General features: G+C 34.6%; 23 protein-coding genes and 1 pseudogene. 14 read left to right on the top strand and 10 right to left on the bottom strand.

The window, feature by feature from the left end; genetic code table 11:
- Positions 1 to 339: 339 nt before the first annotated feature.
- The gene (ytzI, locus tag DFR56_RS11605; RefSeq protein WP_110395597.1) at positions 340 to 501 is read right to left on the bottom strand and encodes a YtzI protein; all 162 of its coding nucleotides are present in this window, start codon (positions 499 to 501) and stop codon (positions 340 to 342) included.
- 462 nt (positions 502 to 963) lie between these two features.
- Here ytzI and DFR56_RS23995 point away from each other — a divergent pair, with 462 nt between their 5' ends.
- Positions 964 to 1,083, top strand: coding sequence for a tyrosine-type recombinase/integrase (locus DFR56_RS23995; protein ID WP_110395615.1), 120 nt, complete (start codon positions 964 to 966; stop codon positions 1,081 to 1,083).
- Between the two features lie 134 nt (positions 1,084 to 1,217).
- Here the strand turns inward: DFR56_RS23995 and DFR56_RS11595 are convergent, their stop codons facing one another.
- Complete coding sequence (locus tag DFR56_RS11595; RefSeq protein ID WP_110395596.1) at positions 1,218 to 1,757, bottom strand: ImmA/IrrE family metallo-endopeptidase; 540 nt, start codon at positions 1,755 to 1,757, stop codon at positions 1,218 to 1,220.
- 165 nt (positions 1,758 to 1,922) lie between these two features.
- Positions 1,923 to 2,333, bottom strand: a complete 411-nt coding sequence (locus tag DFR56_RS11590; protein ID WP_110395595.1) for a helix-turn-helix domain-containing protein — start codon at positions 2,331 to 2,333, stop codon at positions 1,923 to 1,925.
- 294 nt (positions 2,334 to 2,627) lie between these two features.
- Here DFR56_RS11590 and DFR56_RS11585 point away from each other — a divergent pair, with 294 nt between their 5' ends.
- The 8 genes from DFR56_RS11585 to DFR56_RS11545 all read left to right on the top strand — a co-directional run bounded on the left by DFR56_RS11585 (position 2,628) and on the right by DFR56_RS11545 (position 8,512).
- Positions 2,628 to 3,143, top strand: a complete 516-nt coding sequence (locus tag DFR56_RS11585; RefSeq protein ID WP_158525610.1) for a sigma factor-like helix-turn-helix DNA-binding protein — start codon at positions 2,628 to 2,630, stop codon at positions 3,141 to 3,143.
- A 575-nt stretch (positions 3,144 to 3,718) separates the two neighbouring features.
- The gene (locus tag DFR56_RS11580) at positions 3,719 to 3,985 is read left to right on the top strand and encodes a hypothetical protein (RefSeq protein WP_110395593.1); all 267 of its coding nucleotides are present in this window, start codon (positions 3,719 to 3,721) and stop codon (positions 3,983 to 3,985) included.
- Entirely contained in the window at positions 3,982 to 4,362 is a 381-nt protein-coding gene (locus tag DFR56_RS11575) for a hypothetical protein (RefSeq protein WP_110395592.1), read from the top strand. The genes DFR56_RS11580 and DFR56_RS11575 overlap by 4 nt, the downstream gene beginning before the upstream one ends.
- A 420-nt stretch (positions 4,363 to 4,782) precedes the next feature.
- Positions 4,783 to 5,181 carry a phage holin family protein gene (locus tag DFR56_RS11570; protein WP_110395591.1) on the top strand — a complete coding sequence of 133 codons (399 nt, stop codon included), beginning with the start codon at positions 4,783 to 4,785 and terminating at the stop codon, positions 5,179 to 5,181.
- A 266-nt stretch (positions 5,182 to 5,447) separates the two neighbouring features.
- Positions 5,448 to 5,771: a hypothetical protein gene (locus DFR56_RS11560; RefSeq protein WP_110395589.1), complete on the top strand. Its 324-nt coding sequence runs from the start codon at positions 5,448 to 5,450 to the stop codon at positions 5,769 to 5,771.
- A gap of 665 nt (positions 5,772 to 6,436) precedes the next feature.
- The gene (locus tag DFR56_RS11555) at positions 6,437 to 7,309 is read left to right on the top strand and encodes a DMT family transporter (RefSeq protein ID WP_110395588.1); all 873 of its coding nucleotides are present in this window, start codon (positions 6,437 to 6,439) and stop codon (positions 7,307 to 7,309) included.
- Positions 7,310 to 7,604: 295 nt separating this feature from the next.
- Positions 7,605 to 7,796 carry a DUF4177 domain-containing protein gene (locus DFR56_RS11550; RefSeq protein ID WP_110395587.1) on the top strand — a complete coding sequence of 64 codons (192 nt, stop codon included), beginning with the start codon at positions 7,605 to 7,607 and terminating at the stop codon, positions 7,794 to 7,796.
- A gap of 152 nt (positions 7,797 to 7,948) precedes the next feature.
- The gene (locus DFR56_RS11545) at positions 7,949 to 8,512 is read left to right on the top strand and encodes a GNAT family N-acetyltransferase (RefSeq protein WP_244916492.1); all 564 of its coding nucleotides are present in this window, start codon (positions 7,949 to 7,951) and stop codon (positions 8,510 to 8,512) included.
- A gap of 550 nt (positions 8,513 to 9,062) precedes the next feature.
- On the opposite strand, the gene DFR56_RS11540 is transcribed toward DFR56_RS11545, so the two are convergent.
- Both DFR56_RS11540 and proB read right to left on the bottom strand, forming a co-directional pair.
- The gene (locus DFR56_RS11540; RefSeq protein ID WP_110395586.1) at positions 9,063 to 10,310 is read right to left on the bottom strand and encodes a glutamate-5-semialdehyde dehydrogenase; all 1,248 of its coding nucleotides are present in this window, start codon (positions 10,308 to 10,310) and stop codon (positions 9,063 to 9,065) included.
- Between the two features lie 21 nt (positions 10,311 to 10,331).
- Entirely contained in the window at positions 10,332 to 11,426 is a 1,095-nt protein-coding gene (gene proB / locus DFR56_RS11535; protein WP_110395585.1) for a glutamate 5-kinase, read from the bottom strand.
- A 913-nt stretch (positions 11,427 to 12,339) separates the two neighbouring features.
- Between proB and DFR56_RS11525 the strand changes: the two genes are divergently transcribed.
- A complete protein-coding gene (locus tag DFR56_RS11525) occupies positions 12,340 to 12,678 on the top strand; it encodes a zinc ribbon domain-containing protein YjdM (RefSeq protein WP_110395583.1) in 339 nt (112 codons plus the stop codon).
- Positions 12,679 to 13,241: 563 nt separating this feature from the next.
- Positions 13,242 to 13,403, top strand: coding sequence for a hypothetical protein (locus DFR56_RS22955; protein ID WP_211320625.1), 162 nt, complete (start codon positions 13,242 to 13,244; stop codon positions 13,401 to 13,403).
- A gap of 17 nt (positions 13,404 to 13,420) precedes the next feature.
- Here DFR56_RS22955 and DFR56_RS11515 read toward each other — a convergent pair whose 3' ends face one another.
- The 3 genes from DFR56_RS11515 to DFR56_RS11505 form a co-directional block, all read right to left on the bottom strand.
- Positions 13,421 to 14,827: a SpoVR family protein gene (locus DFR56_RS11515; protein WP_110395613.1), complete on the bottom strand. Its 1,407-nt coding sequence runs from the start codon at positions 14,825 to 14,827 to the stop codon at positions 13,421 to 13,423.
- Between the two features lie 36 nt (positions 14,828 to 14,863).
- The gene (yhbH, locus tag DFR56_RS11510) at positions 14,864 to 16,027 is read right to left on the bottom strand and encodes a sporulation protein YhbH (protein ID WP_110395581.1); all 1,164 of its coding nucleotides are present in this window, start codon (positions 16,025 to 16,027) and stop codon (positions 14,864 to 14,866) included.
- A 143-nt stretch (positions 16,028 to 16,170) separates the two neighbouring features.
- Positions 16,171 to 18,066, bottom strand: coding sequence for a PrkA family serine protein kinase (locus tag DFR56_RS11505; protein ID WP_110395580.1), 1,896 nt, complete (start codon positions 18,064 to 18,066; stop codon positions 16,171 to 16,173).
- A gap of 248 nt (positions 18,067 to 18,314) precedes the next feature.
- Here DFR56_RS11505 and dapF point away from each other — a divergent pair, with 248 nt between their 5' ends.
- Together dapF and DFR56_RS11495 are read left to right on the top strand one after the other, a co-directional pair.
- Complete coding sequence (gene dapF, locus DFR56_RS11500) at positions 18,315 to 19,139, top strand: diaminopimelate epimerase (protein WP_110395579.1); 825 nt, start codon at positions 18,315 to 18,317, stop codon at positions 19,137 to 19,139.
- Positions 19,140 to 19,164: 25 nt separating this feature from the next.
- A complete protein-coding gene (locus DFR56_RS11495; RefSeq protein WP_207519422.1) occupies positions 19,165 to 20,391 on the top strand; it encodes a dicarboxylate/amino acid:cation symporter in 1,227 nt (408 codons plus the stop codon).
- Between the two features lie 78 nt (positions 20,392 to 20,469).
- Here DFR56_RS11495 and DFR56_RS11490 read toward each other — a convergent pair whose 3' ends face one another.
- A complete protein-coding gene (locus DFR56_RS11490; protein ID WP_110395577.1) occupies positions 20,470 to 20,754 on the bottom strand; it encodes a hypothetical protein in 285 nt (94 codons plus the stop codon).
- A gap of 274 nt (positions 20,755 to 21,028) precedes the next feature.
- Here DFR56_RS11490 and DFR56_RS11485 point away from each other — a divergent pair, with 274 nt between their 5' ends.
- The gene (locus DFR56_RS11485) at positions 21,029 to 22,219 is read left to right on the top strand and encodes a KamA family radical SAM protein (RefSeq protein WP_110395576.1); all 1,191 of its coding nucleotides are present in this window, start codon (positions 21,029 to 21,031) and stop codon (positions 22,217 to 22,219) included.
- 46 nt (positions 22,220 to 22,265) lie between these two features.
- On the opposite strand, the pseudogene DFR56_RS23990 reads toward DFR56_RS11485, so the two are convergent.
- A pseudogene (locus DFR56_RS23990) lies at positions 22,266 to 22,385 on the bottom strand (IS3 family transposase); the annotation flags it as partial.
- Between the last annotated feature and the right edge of the window lie 154 nt (positions 22,386 to 22,539).

The raw sequence follows: 22,539 nt of genomic DNA, 5'->3' as shown, positions 1-22,539 counted from the left end.
AAGTTCATCAACGGGATGCTTACTATTTGAACGCATAAAAAAACCCCCTAAAGTAGTTTTGTTTTTTAGGTGTCTACTTTAAGGGGAGCATACCAGAAATCTGGTGGCTATTTGCCTTCTCTAATTAAATTTTCGATTATCTTCAAAAACAATGCCCCTCACGATCGAGGGGCTAACAATAAGTCGGAGCAGATACGCTCAAATTATCTGTAAAACTAATTACTTCATACATACAATAATTATAGATGCCCATATACTACATTTAAATAAGGAATTATCTAGTCAGAGGGCTTAATTGCCCTCTAATAATTCCCTGATAATTTTTTCAACATTCTTCTTCTATATTCTTTTTCCATTACCAGTAAATTCGCGTACCTTATCCTCTTCTTTTAAAGGGTCAATCGTATGCTTGAATGAATACCCTTTGGAAATCGTTAATAATGTTAACAACAAAGTAACTACAGTTAATACTACACCAACGACAAGTGATGTCATTATCATAATTATTCTCCTTTTTCCAATAATATATTTATAAATATTCTAATTTTAATGCGTTACTTGATATTAAGAAAGTAAGTTCCTTTTCAATCTATTATAACATTAAGGCTTAATTGTTTTTGTGAAATGTTTTTAACAAAATGAGCCTAAAAGCACATTTGAATAGTACATGTGTCAAACACCCGGAAGACATAACAGATTTTCTTAAAAAGAGAGAGCTTAATTGCCCTCTTTAATCCATCTGAATCATTATGTGATCTAGACACATATCACATAGGTATTATCACCTACATGAGATAAAACTGCTTTGTCACATTTAGGGCGGTTTGATGACTCAGAGGTTTCAAAAACTGCAAAACAAGCAAAGCAAATAGTATTGTTGTTGTTTTCGTATAACATATTTTTTTCACATTTTGGACCGGATCTACAACGTATTAAGTACCGAAAGGATTTCGGATTTAAAACATTAGTCCACATGCGCTTAGGCATGGATTTACGAAGAATTTATACATTAAAAGTAACCTTGACTTGGCGCTCGTATCTAAAGTGCTTGGTCATAGCGACTTTTCGGTAACAACTCGCTAGTTGTATTTGGGTGCGGAAGAGATTCCGGATCTGATGCGAGAGCATTAATAATATCGGTTAAAAAGAAGCCCTCGGCGGACAATTCTTCGCTCAAGCTTAAAGTAAATGGTTATTTAATAAACTTTTTGATAGATTTATTTAAAAGAACTTTTGTTGACTTTGTATGCAGTAGAATAATTTGTCCTGTTTTCAGCACACATTGATATTCTTTGATGAAATTGTGCTGCAAATAACTGTCTTTCATAATGTTCAATTCGGTTAAAGGCAAATTCATTTGTGACACAAAATAAATCAGCTAAAAATGTGGCAGCATGATATTTTTGTTTAGGAATAATTGTTTTTTGCAACATGAATGTAGGAATACAGAAGTGCATAGCAAAATTATCAGCTTTAAACTCTTGATATTGCCTATAGAGCTCGTACATATCAAGTTGGTTTCCAACGTGATAAAGACAATGACATAACTCATGCGAGAACACTTCTTTTATCTTTTCTTTTGATAGTTTTGAATCGAGGCAGATAATATGATCGATTCTAAACGTTTTTTTACCATAAAATAAATCGATGCCCAACTTTCTTGCAATCTCATCAACGGGTATATTTGGTTCATCAATTCCAACTCTATTATAAATACTTTCCACTGTTTTTTCTAAAGATGTCATATAATATGGCATGAAATCCCCCTCTTAATAAAAACGAATGTTCTTATTGGTATAATATAACAAAACATATGTTCTATCAAGAAGAATAATAATAGGTATACATTTATATGTATACCTTATCGTTAAATATTCTTATTTTTGCTCTCAAGATAAGCAATAATGTACATTAAGATCGGGTCATTTACCTTTTTTTCTTTGTTTAGCTCTATATGCTATATATTCGAAATGGTTTTTTATATCCTCAAAATCTTCTTTACTAAGGTTTTTCCATTCCTCTATGTCAAAAAAAGATAAATCTTCAATACCAAGATTATTTGCTAATTTTTGAATTTCAGTAAGTGGATCGAATGATTCCTTTTTACTTACATCAACACCATCTATATAACCAGCCACTCGCATTAAATCTTTGTAATCATGTCTAAGTGCATTAGCAATTTTTCGAATAGTATCTGCTTTTGGGACACCACGCTTCCCGTTTTCGATTCTTGATAGTTGTGCAGAACTTATTTCAGAGTATAGAGCCACTTGGTTAAGGGTCATACGTTTAGATTCTCTTATTTGCTTAATATAAGAACCAAATTCACTCATTTAATCATTCCTATTCAATCCGATTATAGCTTACATACTATATTTTGGACGATTCATTACCAAAAGACAATAAAAAAGGGAAAACTTCTGAAAAAGTATTGCCAAAAGGTAAAGAAGGTGATATGTTATTACCACAAGGTAAATTACCAAAAGGTAACGAGGGGGAGGGGCTACGAATAATAAATAAGCAATCTAAAATCACCATTTGACCTTTGTAAGAAAAATTGGACAAGGAATCGGAATTACGAAGGAACAAAATAGAAAAGGCAAATCATAGATAAGGGGATGACTTATTTGGTAGAGAATATGAATTGGGTTGATTCTTTTATTGAGGAATATACGGAAGGACGTAAAATACTTAAAGAAAAGCGTGAAGCATTAGGAAACACGGAACTTGATAAAACAGATAGAACTCAAATAAATAGTATGATCGAAGAAATGTCAGTTGTGATTGAATGGCTTAAAAGTGGGAAGGATCCATATGAATTAAGAGGAAAAGATAAAAGGTCGGCTTACCAAAAGAGGGCTTTGCTTAACATGGATCTATTCCCTTCCCTAGACATTATCCCGGCATCATTTAATGAAAGAGAAAATTCAAGAGAATTGACAGAAACAGAAAAAGAATTCATTGCAAATGTTTTAGCCGAACTTTCTTTAAGAGAAAGACAATGTTACTTGTTGCATTATGCTAATAGAAGATCATTTGAAGAAATTGCAATAGAGCTTGGACTTAGAAAAGCAACCGTACAATCTTACATCATTAGAGCTAGAGAAAAAGTGAAAGATAAAATTTCAGAAGGTACCAAATAATGTGAGTGAGTTCAAACATACTTACCCAATACTTTAGATGTTTACACCGAGTAAGTTGGTTCATGAAAATCAGGTTATTCCTACCACTTTCTCCTATTATGCCATACGGTTGTCATATGAATCCACCTAGTAGTAGAAGGAGCATTTGAATTTCTATCTCCATTTTGATAAACACCATTTCTTTTAAAGACACGGTAGCAGAACAACCAGCTAGGATTTAAAAAGAAGATGAATATCTTCTCTTATTAATTTGTTATAGGAAGGTGGAGTTTTTTATGAAATTAACAATTGGTGTTCAATGAATATGAATTATATTTAAGGTATCGCTACGTTAGATGAAAATTACACAGCTAAAGCTGATGAAATGGGGTTTGGGCTGGGTGTAGAACATTCAATATCTTATATAAAAATGAAGAATGCAACTGTTTAATTGGATTAATGAAAGCAGGAACACCTCATTTTTAATGTAAGCCTTCCAATGATGATATAAATGCTTTTCTCACTAAAAAAGCGGAAAACGATGAACTAGATGATTTCCTTGATGAATTTGAAGGAAATATGAGAATTGCCTTTTTTTGGAAAGGGAAGTTAAAAAGCATTGTAGACAGATTTGTAAAATCCATCAAGACCTTAAAAGAAACTTAATTGATGTAGATGATCATACAATTATCGGAGTTGGGGAAGATGGATTGTATAACTTTAAAGAGACTCAATTCATTTCTCCAACAATAAAGGCAGTACAAGAGTTAAAAATAAAATTTACAGATGATATGGAGTCTTTAAAATTAGAAGTACAGTATTTACGAGGAAAAATAAAACAATTAGAGGAGATGGTAACATGAATTTTACAAAAGAAGTAGAGTACATTTTTAATTATGAGATTGATGGTCAAACATTAACAAAAAGTGAGTATCAGTTTGTTGATGATATTGATAACCGACGTTATAGATGGGTGAATCCAGACGAGGGATATCCTCAACCTTTGCAATATGGAGGGACAGGTGCAGAGTTCCAGCAAATTGAAGCTGAACTAATCGGGGAGTCCTTAGTATATCAAGATAACAGAGAGGAAATTCGGGTAGTTGTGTATGACTTAAAAGATGTAGATGTTGTTATGATTGCGAACGTAAATAAAATTACAATGCAAGGAAATATTTTCTATGAGTTTATAATTAATAATGTAACTAATTATCATAAAAAGCTTGGAGGAGTATTTTAAAGATAACAGAATTTTTATTAAACATAATTTCGGCAAAAGGAAAAAAGAACGTCCATAGAATGCGAATTGTTAAGGTATTTACAAGAGAAAAACAAGGAAGTGGGTGAGGAGGAACTAGCGTTGGTAAATGGATTATGTAAAAACTGATGCGGGTGACGAACTTATACGTAATAATGCGCGGTTTTGACAGTAAAGATACTAAAGGGTTAAAGGGTTTAACAAACAACATGAAGCGCTGTATGATGAGTATTTTATAATGGAGAGCACCAATTTAAATCCCGCCTTAAAAGTATTTACATTTTCATCAAACATTTTTTATTAAGAGACTATTAGGTAATGTGGTCAAAAATAAAAAGATAAAAGAACTTAATTTGTAACGCTTCCCGAGCGTTATTTTTTATATCAAAAAAGGAGGTAATGATGCAAACTTTTTTTAAATCTGTTTTCGCTGTCATTGGGGCGATCGTACTAATTTTATTGGGAGGTTGGTCGCCCTTGCTTCAAGTTTTAGTAGTATTTATTGCGTTTGATTATATTTTAGGAGTTTTGGTCGCCGCAAGTTATGGGCAATTAAATAGCAAAATTGGATTTAAAGGAATTGCTAAAAAAGTTATTATCTTAGCGTTAGTAGCTGTAGCATACTCAATTGATACAATTACAGGAGATGGCACATTCATACGTGATGCAGTCATCTTTTTTTATATGGCAAATGAATTGTTAAGCATTTTGGAGACAGTTGGCAAAACAAATTTACCTATTCCAGATGTTCTTAGAAAAGCGGTAGAAACGTTAAACGGTAAATCTAAGAGCAAAGAGTAAATTGTTGCTATTTTTTATTCAGACAGGAGATATTCAAAATGAGCTATGCTTTTCAAAGCTACCACAGTTAGTCGATCATCGAAGTCTATTCCTAAAGAGGCATCCTATTCAACAACTCGTACACGAAAAATTATGCACCGTGTTTGGTGCCATTATTAACAAAGAAAACATTAGGCAGATCTGTTGCAGCTGCTTTCGCATATTTTCATATTTAGACGAAGAAGACCGTGACGCATTTGGTTTCAAAAAAAAAGGAGGAATTTTTTATGTCGACAAAAATAGTTAATGGAGTCCGTTTTACACAAACTACAAATCCAGCTTTTCCTAGTGTCCATGTTAGTTTAAACTCAAGTTGTCATGACCCTCTATGTTATGGAGATTGGACTTACGCTACGTGGACAATGTACCTACAAAGAAGGGTGAATGGTACATGGACTACAATTGGTACTCGTACAGGCTATGTATCGTCAAGCTCACCTTCACATAGAACTTTTACCAATGTTCGCAAACAAGGCCCAATGCGAGTAATGACAATGATTAATTCAAGTGCATATCATGATTCTGCACAATTAATAGATCACGTAATTTAATTAAAATTTCAGGAAGAATGAACAATGAGTAACGATTTATAAAATAAGATCCGTGCAATTAAGCAAATTGTATCATGCACCTTTTTCCGTACATTGGATTTCTACGTGTCCTAAATGGGTAAGCAGTCGCTAAAAAAGTGTTTGAAGAACGTGGGGTTATAATGTCTGATGATTGAATAGGTTCTTTATTAAGGGAAAATGAAGGGAAGATAAACAGAAGAAAGATAAGAAGGGGAAAAAGTAAGTAGTTTGCTTGAAAAACTTAAGAATAAAAGTAAAAACAGCCACCGCTCTAAAGTTAAGTTGAGTTGGTGGCCATTTTTATATACGTTCATATCTCTGTCTATTGAAAAAGTACAATGATAAAAAAGACTGCTGTAAAAGCGATCCTAAAACGTAGTAACTTTTATGCCCCCATGCTATTTTAGTATATTTTAGTGATAATTATTACTAGATGTAAGATTCATAATAATATTGTATAATTATCTAATCTAAATATTAAAAATGGGGGGTGAGCATTATGCCATTATCAAATTCAATCATTAATCCAAATGTTAGATTAGCTACTTCTCCACCACCGTTTCTGCTCATAAACACGCTTATCTATACAACAGATTAAAAATCTGCGAAATATAAGCTGTTTCGCAGATTCGAAGGAGTAGAAAATGAAATCTAGCATACAGTTTATATTATCAATGGTTATTTTTGGAACAATTGGTTTAGTTGTCAGATATATTGACTTATCTTCGAGTGAAACAGCATTTTTAAGTAGCTCCATCGGTTGTTTCTTTTTAACACTTGTTTATATCAGCCAAAGAAAAAAATTCTCATGGCGAAAGATAAAACATTACACAATAATCCTTTTTGTATCGGGGATAGCATTGAGTGGTAATTGGATTTTTCTTTATCAGTCCTATGATTACACAACAATTACAAACGCTACTTTAGGGTATTATTTTGCTCCTGTTTTTGTGATGTTACTTTCACCCGTCGTTCTTAAGGAAAAACTACCTATCAAAAAGGTGATATGTATCTTTGGGGCAGTTATTGGGATGATTTTCATTGTTGGTAACGGGTTTAGTGCAAGTGGGACAGACGATTTATTCGGTATTACTTTTGGAATAGTTGCGGCTGTCTTTTATGCTACATTAATGTTATTAAATAAATTTATTAAAGAAATGGATCGGTTGGCAGTGACCATTATCCAATTAGGGGTGACAGGATTAATCCTTTTACCATACGTCCTTATAACAGAAGGGCTTAATATGTTAAGTGTATCTTCATCGTCCATCCTTTTTATTATATTTTTGGGAATTGTGAATACAGGGATTGGTTTCTGGTTATTTTTCTCTGGTATGGAACTTCTACGAGGACAGAGTATAGCAATGTTAAGTTATGTAGACCCATTCGTTGCTATATTAATATCCGGATTGCTTTTAAAAGAGCAATTCACTCTATTACAAGTGATTGGTGGTTTACTGTTATTAGGCTTCACTTTTGTAAGTGAAACGAGAATCCGAAGGGCTACAAAGTTATAGAGAAAAAAGAACAAAGTATATAAAGGTGGATGCTGTAATTTATGGCATTCATCTTTATTGTTTTTTTAGGGTTGGATTAGGGATGAAATTCATTTAACGGGGTTATTTTTAATTAAGTTAGATTAATTTCCACCTCCATCCCTCAAGAAAAATATTTTAAAATGTATTCAAATGTTTTGATATCCTCACAATCTTCCATACATTATCAATTTGTCCATTAGCTGTTAAAGACTTATTAAATTGTGTAATTAATGTATAATTATTTTATACAGACTAGTAATGGGAGGTTATTTTAATGTATGAACATAAGTTTGTAAAAATTAAATTATCCAGTTTCAAGCTAACCCCAGACGAAGATTATCACACAGTTGTTTATGACCATGAAAAAGAAGGATGGGAATTAGTCCAAATTTTTGCACCAGGAATAAAAGGTTATGGTACACCTACTTTTTTTGAGTTAATATTTAAACGAAAGAAAAATGAATGATGTATTAATTGAAAATAGACTCTGCAACTCAGAAATAGAATCATAGCACTATGCTGTTTTCCTATGTTCTGTATACATAAAGATAGTTTCCAAAATCTATTTTTGAATAGTCATTTGTGGTGTGTCTATTCATATAATAAGGAGGAAATCTAGTGAAATATGATCATCAAAGTAAGACCATTGCGACTAAAAGGCTAGTAATGAGACTGTTTCAAAGTTCTGATGCAGAGGATGTTACTAAACTTTGTAATAATTATAATATTTATAAAAATACAATGCACCTTCCATATCCATATTCTTTACAGGATGCTCTATCGTGGATAGAATGTCATCAAGAAAATTTTATGGCGAATAAATCATACGAATTTGCTATAACAGATAAGGAATCTGGAGAATTATTCGGAGCCATAGCGCTATCTAACAATCAAAAGTTTAACAACGGTGAAATTGCGTATTGGATTGGGGAGGAATTTTGGGGAAATGGATATGCGACGGAAGCGGCAAAAGCTATAATAAAATTTGCTTTCGAGGAGAAAGGGTATCATAAAGTATTCGCTCGTTTTTTTCATTCGAATCAAGCTTCGGGAAGAATTCTGCAAAAGTTGGGCATGAAAAAAGAAGGAGTATTAGTTGACCACGTAAAAAAAGAAAATCGTTATGAAGATCTAATATATTATGGAATTATTGTAGGTAAATCTCATGAAGGGCTTACATAGAATGGTCATAGCGTCCATGAATGTTTATGTGCACGTACATAAACTTTTAAGTCAAAAGGCCTGAAGTGATATGACTTATAGTTGTTTTTTCGTTTTTATACTTATTTGATGTTTCTCGTTAAATAGCTGTAATATAAACGAAAAAATAATATACAACTGGTAGTAAAGATATAATGAAATCATTATGCTAATTTTTCTACACCATTTTTGATTTAGCAATAGAACAAGTTTGCGTAAATTTTTATGAAAACGTCTAGTCAAAAAAGTTAAAACAGTCATAGCACCTTTATTAATGAGGCTATGACTAGTTTTATAGCGTAAGATTGTGAATAAAATACTTTTAAATTAACTACGTCAAGTCAATGTACAAGTACAATTGCAACGAGTAATCGCAGAAGCCGACGCTTACGTCAATGCTTTTTGGTGGGACGATTAATCAAAAGAAATAAGACCTCTCGCCTTTAGTCTGTAAGAGCACTTGTGCTTTATTGCCCATCCCATTAAATTGGTAGACCCTGCCGTTCTATAAAATATACTCCACCATTAAACATTACTCACGTACTTGACCATTACCTTTAATGACAAATTTACTCGATGTAAGTGCCTGTAGTCCCATTGGTCCTCTAGCATGGAGTTTTTGCGTACTAATACCAATTTCCGCACCGTACCCAAATTCAAAGCCATCCGTAAATCGAGTGGAAGCATTGTGGTAAACAGCAGCAGAATCAATCGTTTGTAAAAATAAGTTTTTGCTTAACTCTTCTTCTGTAATAATCGTTTCTGAATGGTGGGTTCCATACGTATTAATATGGTCAATCGCTTCTTCCACACGGCCAACAAGTTTCACACTAACGGTTAACCCTAAATATTCTGCTCCCCAGTCTTCATCTGTTGCAAGTTTGGCATCAGGAAATTGAGCGACTACCTTTTCATCGGCAAAAATTTCGACCCCATTATCTCGCAATTTTCCTAGCAAACGAACACCAAACTTTTCAAACCACTCTTCATGAATAAGAATCGATTCAATCGCATTACAAACAGAAGGGCGCTGGAGTTTAGCGTTTAATACAATTTCCTCTGTCATTTCCTGTTTTGCCGACTCATCGATAAATGCGTGGCAATTTCCAGCTCCCGTTTCAATAACTGGCACCGTTGATTCACGGATTACTGTTTCAATTAATTTTTTGCCTCCACGCGGAATTAACACATCTAGGTAGTCATTTAACTGAAACAGTTCTTTCGCTGTTTCCCTTGATGTATCTTGAATAAGCTGGACAGCATCTGTTGGAAGTTTACTTTTCTCTAGCGCACGATGAATCGATTTAACGAGCGCTATATTTGAATGAATGGCAGATGAGCTCCCTCTTAATATGACGGCATTGCTCGTTTTTAAAGATAGAGTTGCCGCATCAATCGTAACATTTGGTCTTGCTTCATAAATCATTCCGACGACACCGATTGGTACTCGAATTTTTTCAACGTGTAAGCCGTTGTCAAGTTCATTTTTTTCGAGTATTTCACCAATCGGATCGTGTAATTCAACTAATAATTCAATTCCGTGGGCCATCGCGGCAATTCGTTCTTCATTTAACATAATCCGGTCGAGCACACTTGTGTCTAAGCCATTTTCTCGGCCCCTTGCAAGATCTTTTTCATTTGCCGCGATAATTTCCGTTTGATCTTTGACAATCTGCTCCGCAATTAATCGAAGGCCTGCATTTTTATCTTCCGTCGTTGCTGCTACCAGTTTGTAGCTTGCCGTCTTAGCTGCTTTTCCTCTTGTTATTACTTCACTCATTTGAACATTCCCCCTAAAAATTTATTTGATTTCAACCCAGCGATTACGATGAATCACTTCAATAGATGGTTCAAACTTCTTTTTTTCCAATCTTTTTTTCATTTCCTGTTCTACCTCACTAGACGAATAGTTTACTTCTCCTTTTCCTAGTAAACCATTTTTTCCGTAAACTTCAACGACATCCCCTTTTTCAAATGATCCTTTTACTTTAAAAATACCTGCTGGCAACAAACTACGACCTTTATACAATATCGCTTCTTCAGCACCTTCATCTACATATATTTTTCCGACAGATTCGGAATGGAGTGCAATCCATTGTCTGCTCGTATTAATTGGTTCTAGAGCTTTATTGGTAATATAAGTGCCATCGCCTGTTCCTTGCAAAATATGGAGTAGACTATCTTTTCCTTCTCCTTTTCCTATAAAAATGGATACGCCTAGGGAAAGAGCCGTTTTTGCCGCTTCGAGTTTCGATTTCATGCCTCCAGTTCCTAGTTTCGAACCGTCACTACTAGCCGCAGCTAAGATATCATCCGTAATTTCTTCTAAAAAATTATATTTTTTTGCCTGTGGATTTTTAACTGGATTATCAGTATAAAGCCCATTAATATCTGTTAAAATGATGAGCTGATCCGCATGAATAAATCCACTAACTAGCGCGGATAACATATCATTATCACCAAAAGTAAGTTCATCAATCGAAACCGAGTCATTTTCATTAATAATTGGGATAATCCCACGATCGAGCAATTCCATAATCGTTGAAAATGCATTGCGATAACGTTCCCGGTCAGAAAAATCACTTCGAGTTAATAAAATTTGTGCTGGAACGATCTTATGTTCTTGAAACTTTTTGATATAAGATTGAATTAATAAACTCTGTCCTACTGCTGCAGCAGCTTGGCGCCCTTTAATCGTAACTGGTCTAAACGGATAACCTAACTGTTTAAACCCAGCAGCGACAGCCCCAGACGACACTAAAATAACAGTATGATTTGCTTTTTTAAGTGCTGCAATCGCATCTACATGACCTGTTAGTTTCGCTTCGTCGATTTCTCCATTATCATTCGTTAAAGAACTACTTCCGATTTTGACGACGATCGTTTGCTTTTTCATTTCACTTTTCTCCTATTCCCTCCATCAATAAAAAAAGCCCATTCGTCCTTCCTATTAGGACGAAAGAGCTTTACTTCCGCGGTACCACCTTAAATTGAATGTTTATCCATTCCACTTTGCTTCGTAACGTGAAGAAGCCGCCAAATTTTTTATTGGACTAAGAGGTAGGTTCTGTCGTTTCCTATGATGAAATCTTTCAGCTTATAAATTTCACTCTCTAACATAGTACCTTCCACATACTATTCCTCTATGATCGTTCACTTATCTTTATTCTTAATATATGGATAATCATAATAAAAGTCAAATAAATATACAGGAAAATGAATAATTTTCTTCTAATGTCCAGTTGTAAAAATGTTATAGCTTCAGTGGCAAAGCTACTTTTTCATCCTCCTTATGTACCACAAGGTAGAAAGTGGCTTGCCCAACTCAATAAATGTTCAGTGTTTGAAAAAGATATCAATACGATCGATGATAATCACGTATTATTTCAACCCGAATAATAAGGGCAGCATCGGAATACGCTAGTCTAGATTATTCAATTATCCTGCCCCTTAACACCTTTTGCTAAAGTATTCATTCGTTTTTATGTAAATTCATTGGAAAATTAATAAAAGCTCATAACCTTTATATACATATTGCATTCTTAAGAAGGAGGCCTACTTCATGTCAAGTGTCCTGTTAAGGTTTTGATTTCTACCAAATAGATATTCGATTTATTTTTAGTATTTTCATTTTAACCTTTTCTACTAGATAAAATATCCACCAGTAAATATGTAGCAACTTTTTCTTAATCATTTCAACGTTTTCGTACTAAGCAATTTCCTCAAATTCGGTTAGTTGTTTTAAAGTCCAGTTATTGTCCAAAAAGTGTTATAATGTTAGACGGAATAACTATACGAGGTGGGGTTTCATGGCTAATTTACCGAATTGTCCACAATGTCAATCAGCATACACATATGAGGATGGTCATTTTTTTGTATGCCCTGAATGCGCGCATGAATGGTCTGATGAAGCGGATACAGAAGTAGCAGAAGAGAACATAACACGAGATGCTTTCGGAAACGAACTGCAAGATGGCGATCAGGTTACCGTTATAAAAGATTTAAAAGTAAAAGGTAGTTCTGATGTCGTAAAACAAGGGACAAACATAAAAGGAATACGAATTATTGATGGTGATCATGACATTGATTGTCGTGTACCAGGACATGGAAATATGCAGTTAAAATCGGAATTTCTAAAAAAGATTTAAGAAACGTAATGCGTTTTCGTTGGAAGTACATGTAAGAGATCAAATTACCAAGGTGATTTGGTCTCTTTTACATTTTTGTATGAAAAAAATAGTGAAATCGTACACTAAAAGCCAGCATGACTATTGCTAGGAGATTCTACGATAAAAGGATAAATTTCATAGGCATTACGAATGAAAATGAAATAGAGGAAGCTACAGTCTTGTCGTTATGTATCTTATGGTTTAAACGAAAGGCAGGTTTAAGTAAGAATGATTCGCCAGTTATTTACCGATGTGTTTTTAAGATATTGTTCAAATTTCTTTGTTCATGAAAACGGAAACGGTATCGAATAAAATGAAGCTAAAATAAAAAAAGACTCCTTCATCAGACGGATTGTCCAATCAAAAATAGCATGATTCCATATATTATTATTGAAGTCGGCCAACTTTAATAATTTTATGGAGGGTTCAATTTATGTGTTTTAGAGATGATTTTTTTGATGATCGTAGACGAAGACGTGTTAGGCTAATTTGTGAATGTCGTGAAGTCAGAGGTCGTCGTGATCGAGACTGGGAAAGAGAACGTGGCAGAGGATGCGGTTGTGGTCGTCACCATCACCGCGATCGCGATCGTGAATTTAGATGTTTTTGTCGAGAAATTGATGACTAAAACGGTGAGCCCCATATTCGGGGCTCTTTTTCTTATTTATGGAATAAATGATTTTCTTAAATCAAGCCGTTTTTAGGATATTCATCGTTCAATTTACTTATACAATTTCCGCGACATATGTTTTTCGCCGTTATACGAAAATAAGGTGTTTTTTTCATCGACAAAAGTCTCAAGATGGACAGTTCTTCCCCAAAGTTCATAAATATATGGCAGTACATTTTCAAGATAAGGAAGATCAAGCTCAATGCCTTCAAAACTATGCACTAAATATAGTTCACCGTTTCGTAGATAATCACCATTTTCAACATAAATGTATGGAAATCCTCCATTTACCCTTGCTGATACTAATTGATCCCTTACTTTTTCATATTGTTTATCTGTAATTTTGTACATATCTCCTTGTTTTTGAAACAAGTACATATCTTCTTGTTCCACTAGCTCTTTCGTTAAATAATTTCGAATAAATGATATATCTGACTCTAGTTCGCGGACTTCAAACATCATTTCTTTTCCCGAATAGGGTTTTACGCCTCTTTCAATCATTTCCTTTGAAGGGGCATCGTATCTTTTTTCAATATCCTCAAATATTTTTAACCCTAAATAATATGGATTAATATGAGTTTTAGATGGTTGCACCACACCTGCATTTAGTTTTGCAAACTCAATTAATTCATCTGATGTTAAATCCATTTCCCTAATAATCCGTTGGTGCCAGTAGGATGCCCAGCCTTCATTCATAATTTTTGTCTCTAGTTGAGGCCAGAAATAAAGCATTTCTTCGCGCATCATCGTTAATACATCACGTTGCCAATCATCTAAAGTACGACTATGTTCTTCAATAAAAAGTAAAAGATCCTTTTCAGGTTTTTCGGGTACCTTTTTCATTTCTTTTTTTACGTCTTTTTTTTCTGACCTATTGTTATCTAATCCCCATAGATCATCGTAAGGTGTTTTTACTTTTTGGTCAGAATTATTTTTCAGATAGTCATTCTGATCCAAATGCAGCTTTGCTTTATTGATCGATGGGTCGATATGTTCCTGGATGGATAATACTGCATCTAAAAATGCCTCCACCTCATCTTTTCCATGAATCATTTCATAATGGGCAATTCGCTCAGCTGTTGCTGCCATGCTTTCGACCATATCACGTCTTGTGTTTGAGAAGCGTATATTATTTTTAAAAAAATCACAATGGGCAAGTACATGGGCAATAATTAATTTATTTTGAATTAAACTGTTTGAATCTAGTAAAAATGCGTAACAAGGATTTGAATTGATAACAAGTTCATAAATTTGGCTCAAACCAAGATCATAATGAAGTTTCATTTTATGAAATTGCTTACCAAAGCTCCAATGAGTAAATCTCGTAGGCATCCCGTATGCTCCAAATGTATAAATAATTTCAGCGGGACAGACTTCATAACGCATCGGATAAAAATCTAGTCCAAAACCGGCGGCAACTTCAGTAATTTCTTTTATTGCCTGATTAAGAGCTTTCATATCTGTCAAATAAATCCCTCCTAAACATCCGATGATCTATTCATTTACGTTTGCTTTACGAAAGAAACTTTTTAAAGCGTGATACACATCTTGTTTTTCCTTTAAAATATAATGACGGAATTTTGGATGATCAATTCTTCTATATGCACTCATTAAAGTTGAATAGCGTCGATACGCATTCACTTCTCCGTAACCAAACATGTTTGCAACTTTTATTAATTCATCCACAAGCTTTAAACAATTTGGATTATCCGAAGTTAAGTTATCGCCATCTGAAAAATGAAAAGGATAAATATTATACCGACTTGGGCTGTACTTTTCCTTAATTAATTCTAGTGCTTTCTCATAAGCGGAAGAACAAATGGTACCGCCACTTTCTCCTTTTGAAAAAAACTCTTCCTCGGTTACTACTTTTGCTTTTGTATGATGAGCGATAAAAGCTATTTCTACATGTTCATATTTAGTTCGTAAAAATCGTGTCATCCAAAAGAAAAAACTTCTAGACATATACTTTTCAAAATTTCCCATGGATCCACTCGTATCCATCATAGCGAGCACAACTGCATTGGATTCATATTTAATGACATCATTCCATGTTTTGAAGCGTAAATCATCATCTAATATTGGAGCGATTTTCGGTTTTCCATCTGTCGCATTTCTTTTAAGTGCAGATAAAATCGTTCGTTTTTTATCAATATTTCCCATTAAACCTTTTTTTCGTACGTCATTAAATTCAATTTTACTCGTTTTTATTTCACTTTGATCTTTTTCTTGTAAATTTGGTAGTTCTAACTCATTAAAAAGAACTTCTTCAATATTTGCAATCGATACTTCTGCTTCATAATAATCAGTGCCAGGCTGATCTCCAGCAGTTTGGTCTTTACCGGTTCCACTTCCACTTCCTTTACTTTGTTCACGAGCAATCACATCGCCTACTTTACTATCACCGTCACCTTGACCAACATGTTTTGATTTTTCATGATTATAACGGATTTTATATTCATCTAAAGAACGAATTGGTATTTTAATAATATCTTTCCCATCAGAAGTAACGATGCTTTCTTCACTAATTAAATCTGGTAAATTATTTTTAATGGCGTCTTTCACTTTATCCATATGACGCTTTTGATCTTGATATCCCTTACGATGGAGGGACCAGTTATCTTGGGAGACGATGAAACTTTTCTTTTCATCTTGCATTTTTTCCCCTCCTTCAATAATAAAAACTATTAATCTTGTTTTAGTGTATGCAAACAAGAGAATTTTATTGTCAAAATAGAATGATGGGATAGAAAAAAAGCAAGGTTTTTTAGTAACAAACCTTGCTTTTGGAACCAGCTTATCTAACGATTGAGGAGACTTCCAACATATTGAAGCAATTCATTGGCTGAAATAGAGTTATAGCCATGTTCATCAATGAGTCTTGCGATTACATCATTGATTTTTTTCAATTGTGATTCATCTGGTGTTTTGGAAGAGGTTGTAATTTTTACGACGTCTTTTAAATCGGCAAATAACTTTTTTTGGATCGCTTCACGGAGCCGCTCATGAGAGTTATAATCAAATTGTTTTCCTTTTCGTGCGTAAACTGAAATACGAATCAATATTTCTTCCCGGAATGCCTTTTTAGCATTTTCAGAAATACCAATTTGTTCTTCGATGGAACGCATCAATTTTTCATTTGGATTCATTTCTTCGCCTGTTAATGGATCTTTTAATTTATTATTATTGCAATATGCCTCTACATTATCTAAATAATTTTCCATTAATGTTTTCGCTGATTCTTCGTAAGAGTAGACAAATGCCTTTTGTACTTCACGTTTTGCGATTTCATCATATTCTTTTCGGGCAACCGAAATATAATTTAAATAATTTTCCTTATCCTCTTGAGTGATGGATGGGTGTTGATCGAGTCCGTCTTTTAATGAGCGTAATACATCTAGTGCATTGATCGACTTCACTTCTTTTCGAATAATAGCAGAAGAAATTCGGTTAATCACATATCTTGGGTCAATCCCTGTTAATCCTTCGTCTGGGAACTCGTTTTTCAATTCTTCCACATTTACTTGGTTAAAACCTTCCACATTTTCTCCGTCATAAATGCGCATTTTTTTCACTAAATCGATCCCTTGTTTTTTGGGCTTTTTGAGTCGAGTTAAGATGGAAAATTTCGCTGCAACTTTAAGCGCATGTGGGGCAATATGGATATCTTTTATATCACTTTGTTTAATCATTTTTTCGTAAATTCGTTCTTCTTGACTCACTTTTAAATTATAAGGAATCGGCATAACGATAATTCTTGAATGTAATGCTTCATTCTTTTTATTGGATATAAAAGTACGATATTCAGCCTCATTCGTATGCGCAACAATAAGTTCATCAGCAGAAATTAACGCGAATCTTCCTGCTTTAAAATTACCTTCTTGTGTGAGTGATAATAAATGCCACAGAAATTTTTCATCACATTTCAACATTTCCTGAAATTCCATCATCCCACGATTCGCTTTATTTAATTCCCCGTCAAAACGATAAGCTCTAGGATCGGATTCAGAACCGTATTCGGCAATAGTAGAAAAATCAATACTCCCCGTCAAATCGGCAATATCTTGTGATTTTGGATCAGATGGACTAAATGTTCCAATTCCGACACGCTTATCTTCTGAAAAGACAATTCGTTCGACCATTACATCTTCAATCCGGCCGCCATATTCCTGTTCTAGACGCATCGTATTTAATGGGGATAAACTACCTTCAATTCGAATCCCATATTCCTTAAAAAAGTCTTCTCGTAAATGGTTAGGGATAAGGTGAAGTGGATCTTCATGCATTGGGCAACCTTTAATCGCATAAACAGCACCTTCATCCGTTCTTGTAAATGTTTCGAGTCCTCGTTTTAATAACGTAACAATTGTTGATTTCCCTCCGCTAACAGGTCCCATAAGTAAGAGGATTCTTTTCTTAACATCGAGTCGTTTTGCGGCAGGATGAAAATATTCTTCTACTAGTTTTTCCATCGCTTCTTCTAAGCCAAAAATTTCTTCATCGAAAAAATGATATACTTTTTCCCCATTTTCTTCTGTAATTCCAGCATTCTTAATCATGTTATACACTCTGGAATGGGCTGTTTGGGCAACTTCTGGTTGCTGTTTTACAATTTCCAAATAGTCATGAAAAGTACCTTCCCATTTTAATCTTTCTTCTTCTTCCCGATAACTTTTTAATTTGTGTAAAATATTCATTCGACTCCCTCCACATAATCGAGGTTTATGTTTATACAGTTATAGCACTGTAAGATCCTAGTTGTATCATTTTTATAAATCAAGGTTTATACAGCTTATGCAAGGAATGCATTAATGATGCAAATATCTATGGCACAATAGTAAATATCAATTTTTTTGATGAAAATTGTATTGTTTTGCCCAGAATGAAAAGGTAAAATGAAAGGTAAGACACTTTTTGAACATTTTATTTACGTAAGGAGAAACCGATGAAGATAAATTTTACGAAAATGCATGGTTGCGGAAATGATTTTATTATGATCGATAATCGAAAAAATGTTTTGCAACATGTTGTGCTAAAAAGTTTTGTACAAATGGTATGTAGAAGAAAATTTCATATTGGAGCAAATGGACTTATGCTCCTAGAAGATTCAAATAAAGCTGACTTTTCCATGCGTTATTTTAATTCAGATGGTTCAGAAGGTGAAATGTGTGGAAATGGTGCTCGTTGTATGGCGAAATTTGCTTACATAAACGGAATTGTTGATAAAGAGATGGCTTTTGAAACAGTAGATGGAGTATATCAAGCAACTATTTTGAATAATGGTCATGTGCAAATATATTTCCCAACTGTTTTTATTCGAAATATTAAACTAGCACAAACATTAGATATGAATGGAAATGAAGAACATTTTCACTATGCAACTGTCGGTGTCCCACACACCGTTATTTTTAAACAGAAAATAGTAGAGGAAAAAGAGGAAGCTTTTATTCAGTGGGCAAGAAAAATAAGGTATAGCAATTATTTCCCAAAAGGAACGAACGTAAATATAGTGGAAGTAAAAAATAAGTCGGAACTAATTATTCGAACATATGAACGTGGAGTAGAGGAAGAAACATTAGCATGTGGTTCAGGTGCAACAGCATCGGCAATTATTTCTGCATTAGTACAATCTACAACATCTCCTGTAAGCGTTCAAACGAAAGGGGGTGTATTAACGATAGGTTTTCAAATGGATAATGAAAAAGTATCTTCCATTACTTTATCTGGTGAAGCGGAAGTTGTTTTCACAGGTTCCTTCATGGATAAGTAATGGGAAAGAGGGAGGAGAGGAGCACGTGTCGAAACTAAAAGCATATCGTTTTCCTATTATATTATTAGCTTCGATTATCATTGGATCAATTATAGGACTTATTTTTGGGGAAAAAGCGAATGTAATAAAACCATTGGGGGATATTTTTATTAATTTATTATTTATGGTCGTTATCCCACTCGTTTTTTTCTCTATTTCATCAGCAATTGCAAATATGGACAGCATGCGGCGCTTAGGGAAAATAATGGGTTCCATGATGTCAGTTTTTATTGTTACTGGTATTATTGCCTCCGTTTTCATGCTAGTGGCAACTGTTATGTTTTCACCAAGTTCAAATGCAAATATTCCGTTGGAAACACCTGAGGAAATAGAAGAAATTACTTTTGCAGATCAACTGGTTCAAACATTTACTGTGCCTGACTTTGTCGACTTGTTTTCACGATCGAATATGCTTGCATTAATTATTTTTTCTGTTTTAGTTGGAGTTGCTACTGGCTTAGTCGGAGAGCAGGGCAAACCTTTTGCCAAATTTTTATCTGGTGGTTCCGAAGTATTTATGAAAATAGTACAACTTATTATGTATTACGCTCCGATTGGTTTGGGGGCATATTTTGCCTCATTAATTGGTGAATTTGGAACTGCATTAATTGGCGATTATGCAAAAGCCATTATTATTTATTATCCTGTTTCGATTCTTTACTTTTTTATCGGTTTTACATTGTATGCCTTTATCGCTGGTGGAAGAGAGGGAGTTGTTCGTTTTTGGAAAAACATTCTTGCACCCGCGGCAACAGCACTTGGTACGGGGAGCAGTGTAGCAACACTACCGATCAATTTACAAGCAGCGCAAAAAATAGGTGTCCCGAAAGATATTCGTGAAACAGTTTTACCACTTGGAGCAACGATTCATATGGATGGTTCTTGTTTATCGGCAATGTTAAAAATCGCTTTTGTCTTTGGTGTATTTAATATGGATTTTTCTGGATTCAGTACATTTTTAACGGCAATTGGTATCTGTCTTTTGTCTGGAATCGTGATGAGCGGGATTCCAGGTGGTGGATTCATTGGAGAAATGATGATTGTGACATTGTACGGATTACCACTCCAAGCATTACCGATTATTTCTGCGATTGGTGTTGTAGTAGATCCGCCAGCAACAATGGTAAATGCAACTGGCGATACAGTAGCAAGTATGGTGGTTACAAGGCAATTAGATGGAAAGGACTGGATAAAGGCAGGAGAAGTAAGTTAAATAAACCTGGTGCCCTCTCATTTTTGGAGAGGGTTTTATGTTGGGGATTTTTTCGTCTTAATGCCTACCTCGGATCGATTAATGCTCTAATTTAGGAGGAGATGTTAACGGGAAGCTCGCTGCGTACCCCATCTTCCAATCATTTACAAAGAACAGTGGCATGTCACCCTGCGTCGCCATATGCCCCTTCTCTGCTTTTCCCAAAGAAAGGTAACGTGGTGCGCCGCACGCTCCCTTCTCTAGCTTTTTCACGAAGAAAGGTAACGTGGACACACTGGGATGTACATCACGGTCTTTTTTCAAAAAATAGAGGGGGCGCGCATCCCGCATAGCATTATTTGTGTACTTTAATACAAATCTCATTGATCCCCTTTTAAATGACATGATCTTTTTTACAAACTGATTAACCTTGAATAAAATCTATAAAGTTTAAGAATTTGTCTGCACCATATTGGAAAGGTCATTTGAATAAACCTTTAATCTATGTTATGTTTTTAGTATTGGTACTGTAATATAGTTTCATAGGAAGTCAAAATGATAGGAAAAACTATCATCGGATTGGGGATAGCTAAGATAACCAATCGTAAAGATCTGCCAAAATATTTTACAAAATTAAATTATGGAGGAGATTGACTATATGGCACAACCAAGATACATAACGGATATTGATAAAATAACGCAAATACCAGAAGAAGAAAGAGAAAAGCTAAAAGCCATTACGGATAAGTTTGTATTCAGAGTAAATGACTACTACTTAGGATTAATCGATTGGGAAGATCCTGAAGATCCAATTAAAAAGCTTGTTATTCCGAACACGAATGAACTTGCTGACTATGGACGATGGGATGCATCTGATGAGGATACGAATTATGTAGTTCCAGGTTGTCAGCACAAATATACAACTACCGCGCTACTTATCTGCTCGGAGGTATGTGGTGCCTACTGCCGTTACTGTTTCCGTAAGCGCTTATTTAGAAATGATGTAAAAGAAGCGATGATCGACGTAGATCCAGGGATTAACTACATTAGTGAACATCCAGAAATTAATAACGTACTACTTACTGGAGGGGATCCATTAATTTTAGCGGCAAGACGTCTAGATATGATTTTTGAACGTTTGCGTGAAATTGATCATGTAAAAATTATTCGAATTGGCTCCAAATTACCTGTCTTTAACCCGATGAGAATTTATGAAGATAAAGAATTACTTGAAGTTATCCGTAAACATTCCACATCAGAGAAACGCATATACATTATGGCACATGTGAACCACCCCCGCGAAATAACACCAGAAGCACATAAAGGTTTCCAAGCATTACATGAAGCAGGTGCGATCGTTGTAAACCAAACACCGGTATTAAAAGGTATTAATGATGATCCGGATGTATTAGGAGAATTAATGGATAAACTTTCATGGGCTGGGGTTACTCCTTATTATTTCTTTATTAATCGTCCTGTGAGAGGGAATGAAGATTTCGTTTTAACGCTTGAAGAAGCATATAATATTGTTGAAGAAGCGAAGGCAAAGACTTCTGGTCTTGGAAAACGTGTTCGTTTGTCCATGAGTCATACAGCTGGAAAAGTTGAAATTTTAGCTATTGAAGATGGAAAAGCGTATTTAAAATTCCATCAAGCTCGTGATGGTAATTATGGTAAATTTATGATTCTTGATTGTCCAAAAGATGCTGCTTGGTTCGATGATTTACCAGGAAATGAGCAGTACTGGGATCCACCTGAGAAGAGAGTGGAAGACGTTGTCTCAGTAAATGAAATGAGTGACATGCCTAAACAACGTAGACGGCGTAGTAGTGCAAGTACGGCGAAATAAATAGAAGCGTATTTAAAAAACACGTAGGGAAATTTTGAGGTGCCCTCTAAAAGTTAGACACGGTTATTTCATTAGGCAGTTGTTCGAAATGAGTTCGGTACTCTACCGGACTCATTTTTAATTTTGCCTTCAGGCGTTTCGTGTTGTAATAGTCGATATATTTTTTAGCTCTTTTTTGAAATGCCTACCGTTCAAATTCCTTGAAGTAGAGGGATTCTGACTTTATAATGCCAAAGAATTTTTCCATTACAGAATTGTCGTAATAGTTACCTTTACAAAACATACTTTGAACAATTCCTTGACTTTAGGGCATGTCAATG

Origin of the sequence: Pseudogracilibacillus auburnensis (assembly GCF_003201975.1) — a bacterium.
GTDB classification, from domain to species: domain Bacteria; phylum Bacillota; class Bacilli; order Bacillales; family Amphibacillaceae; genus Pseudogracilibacillus; species Pseudogracilibacillus auburnensis.
This window is presented reverse-complemented; position numbering and strand designations above follow the sequence as displayed.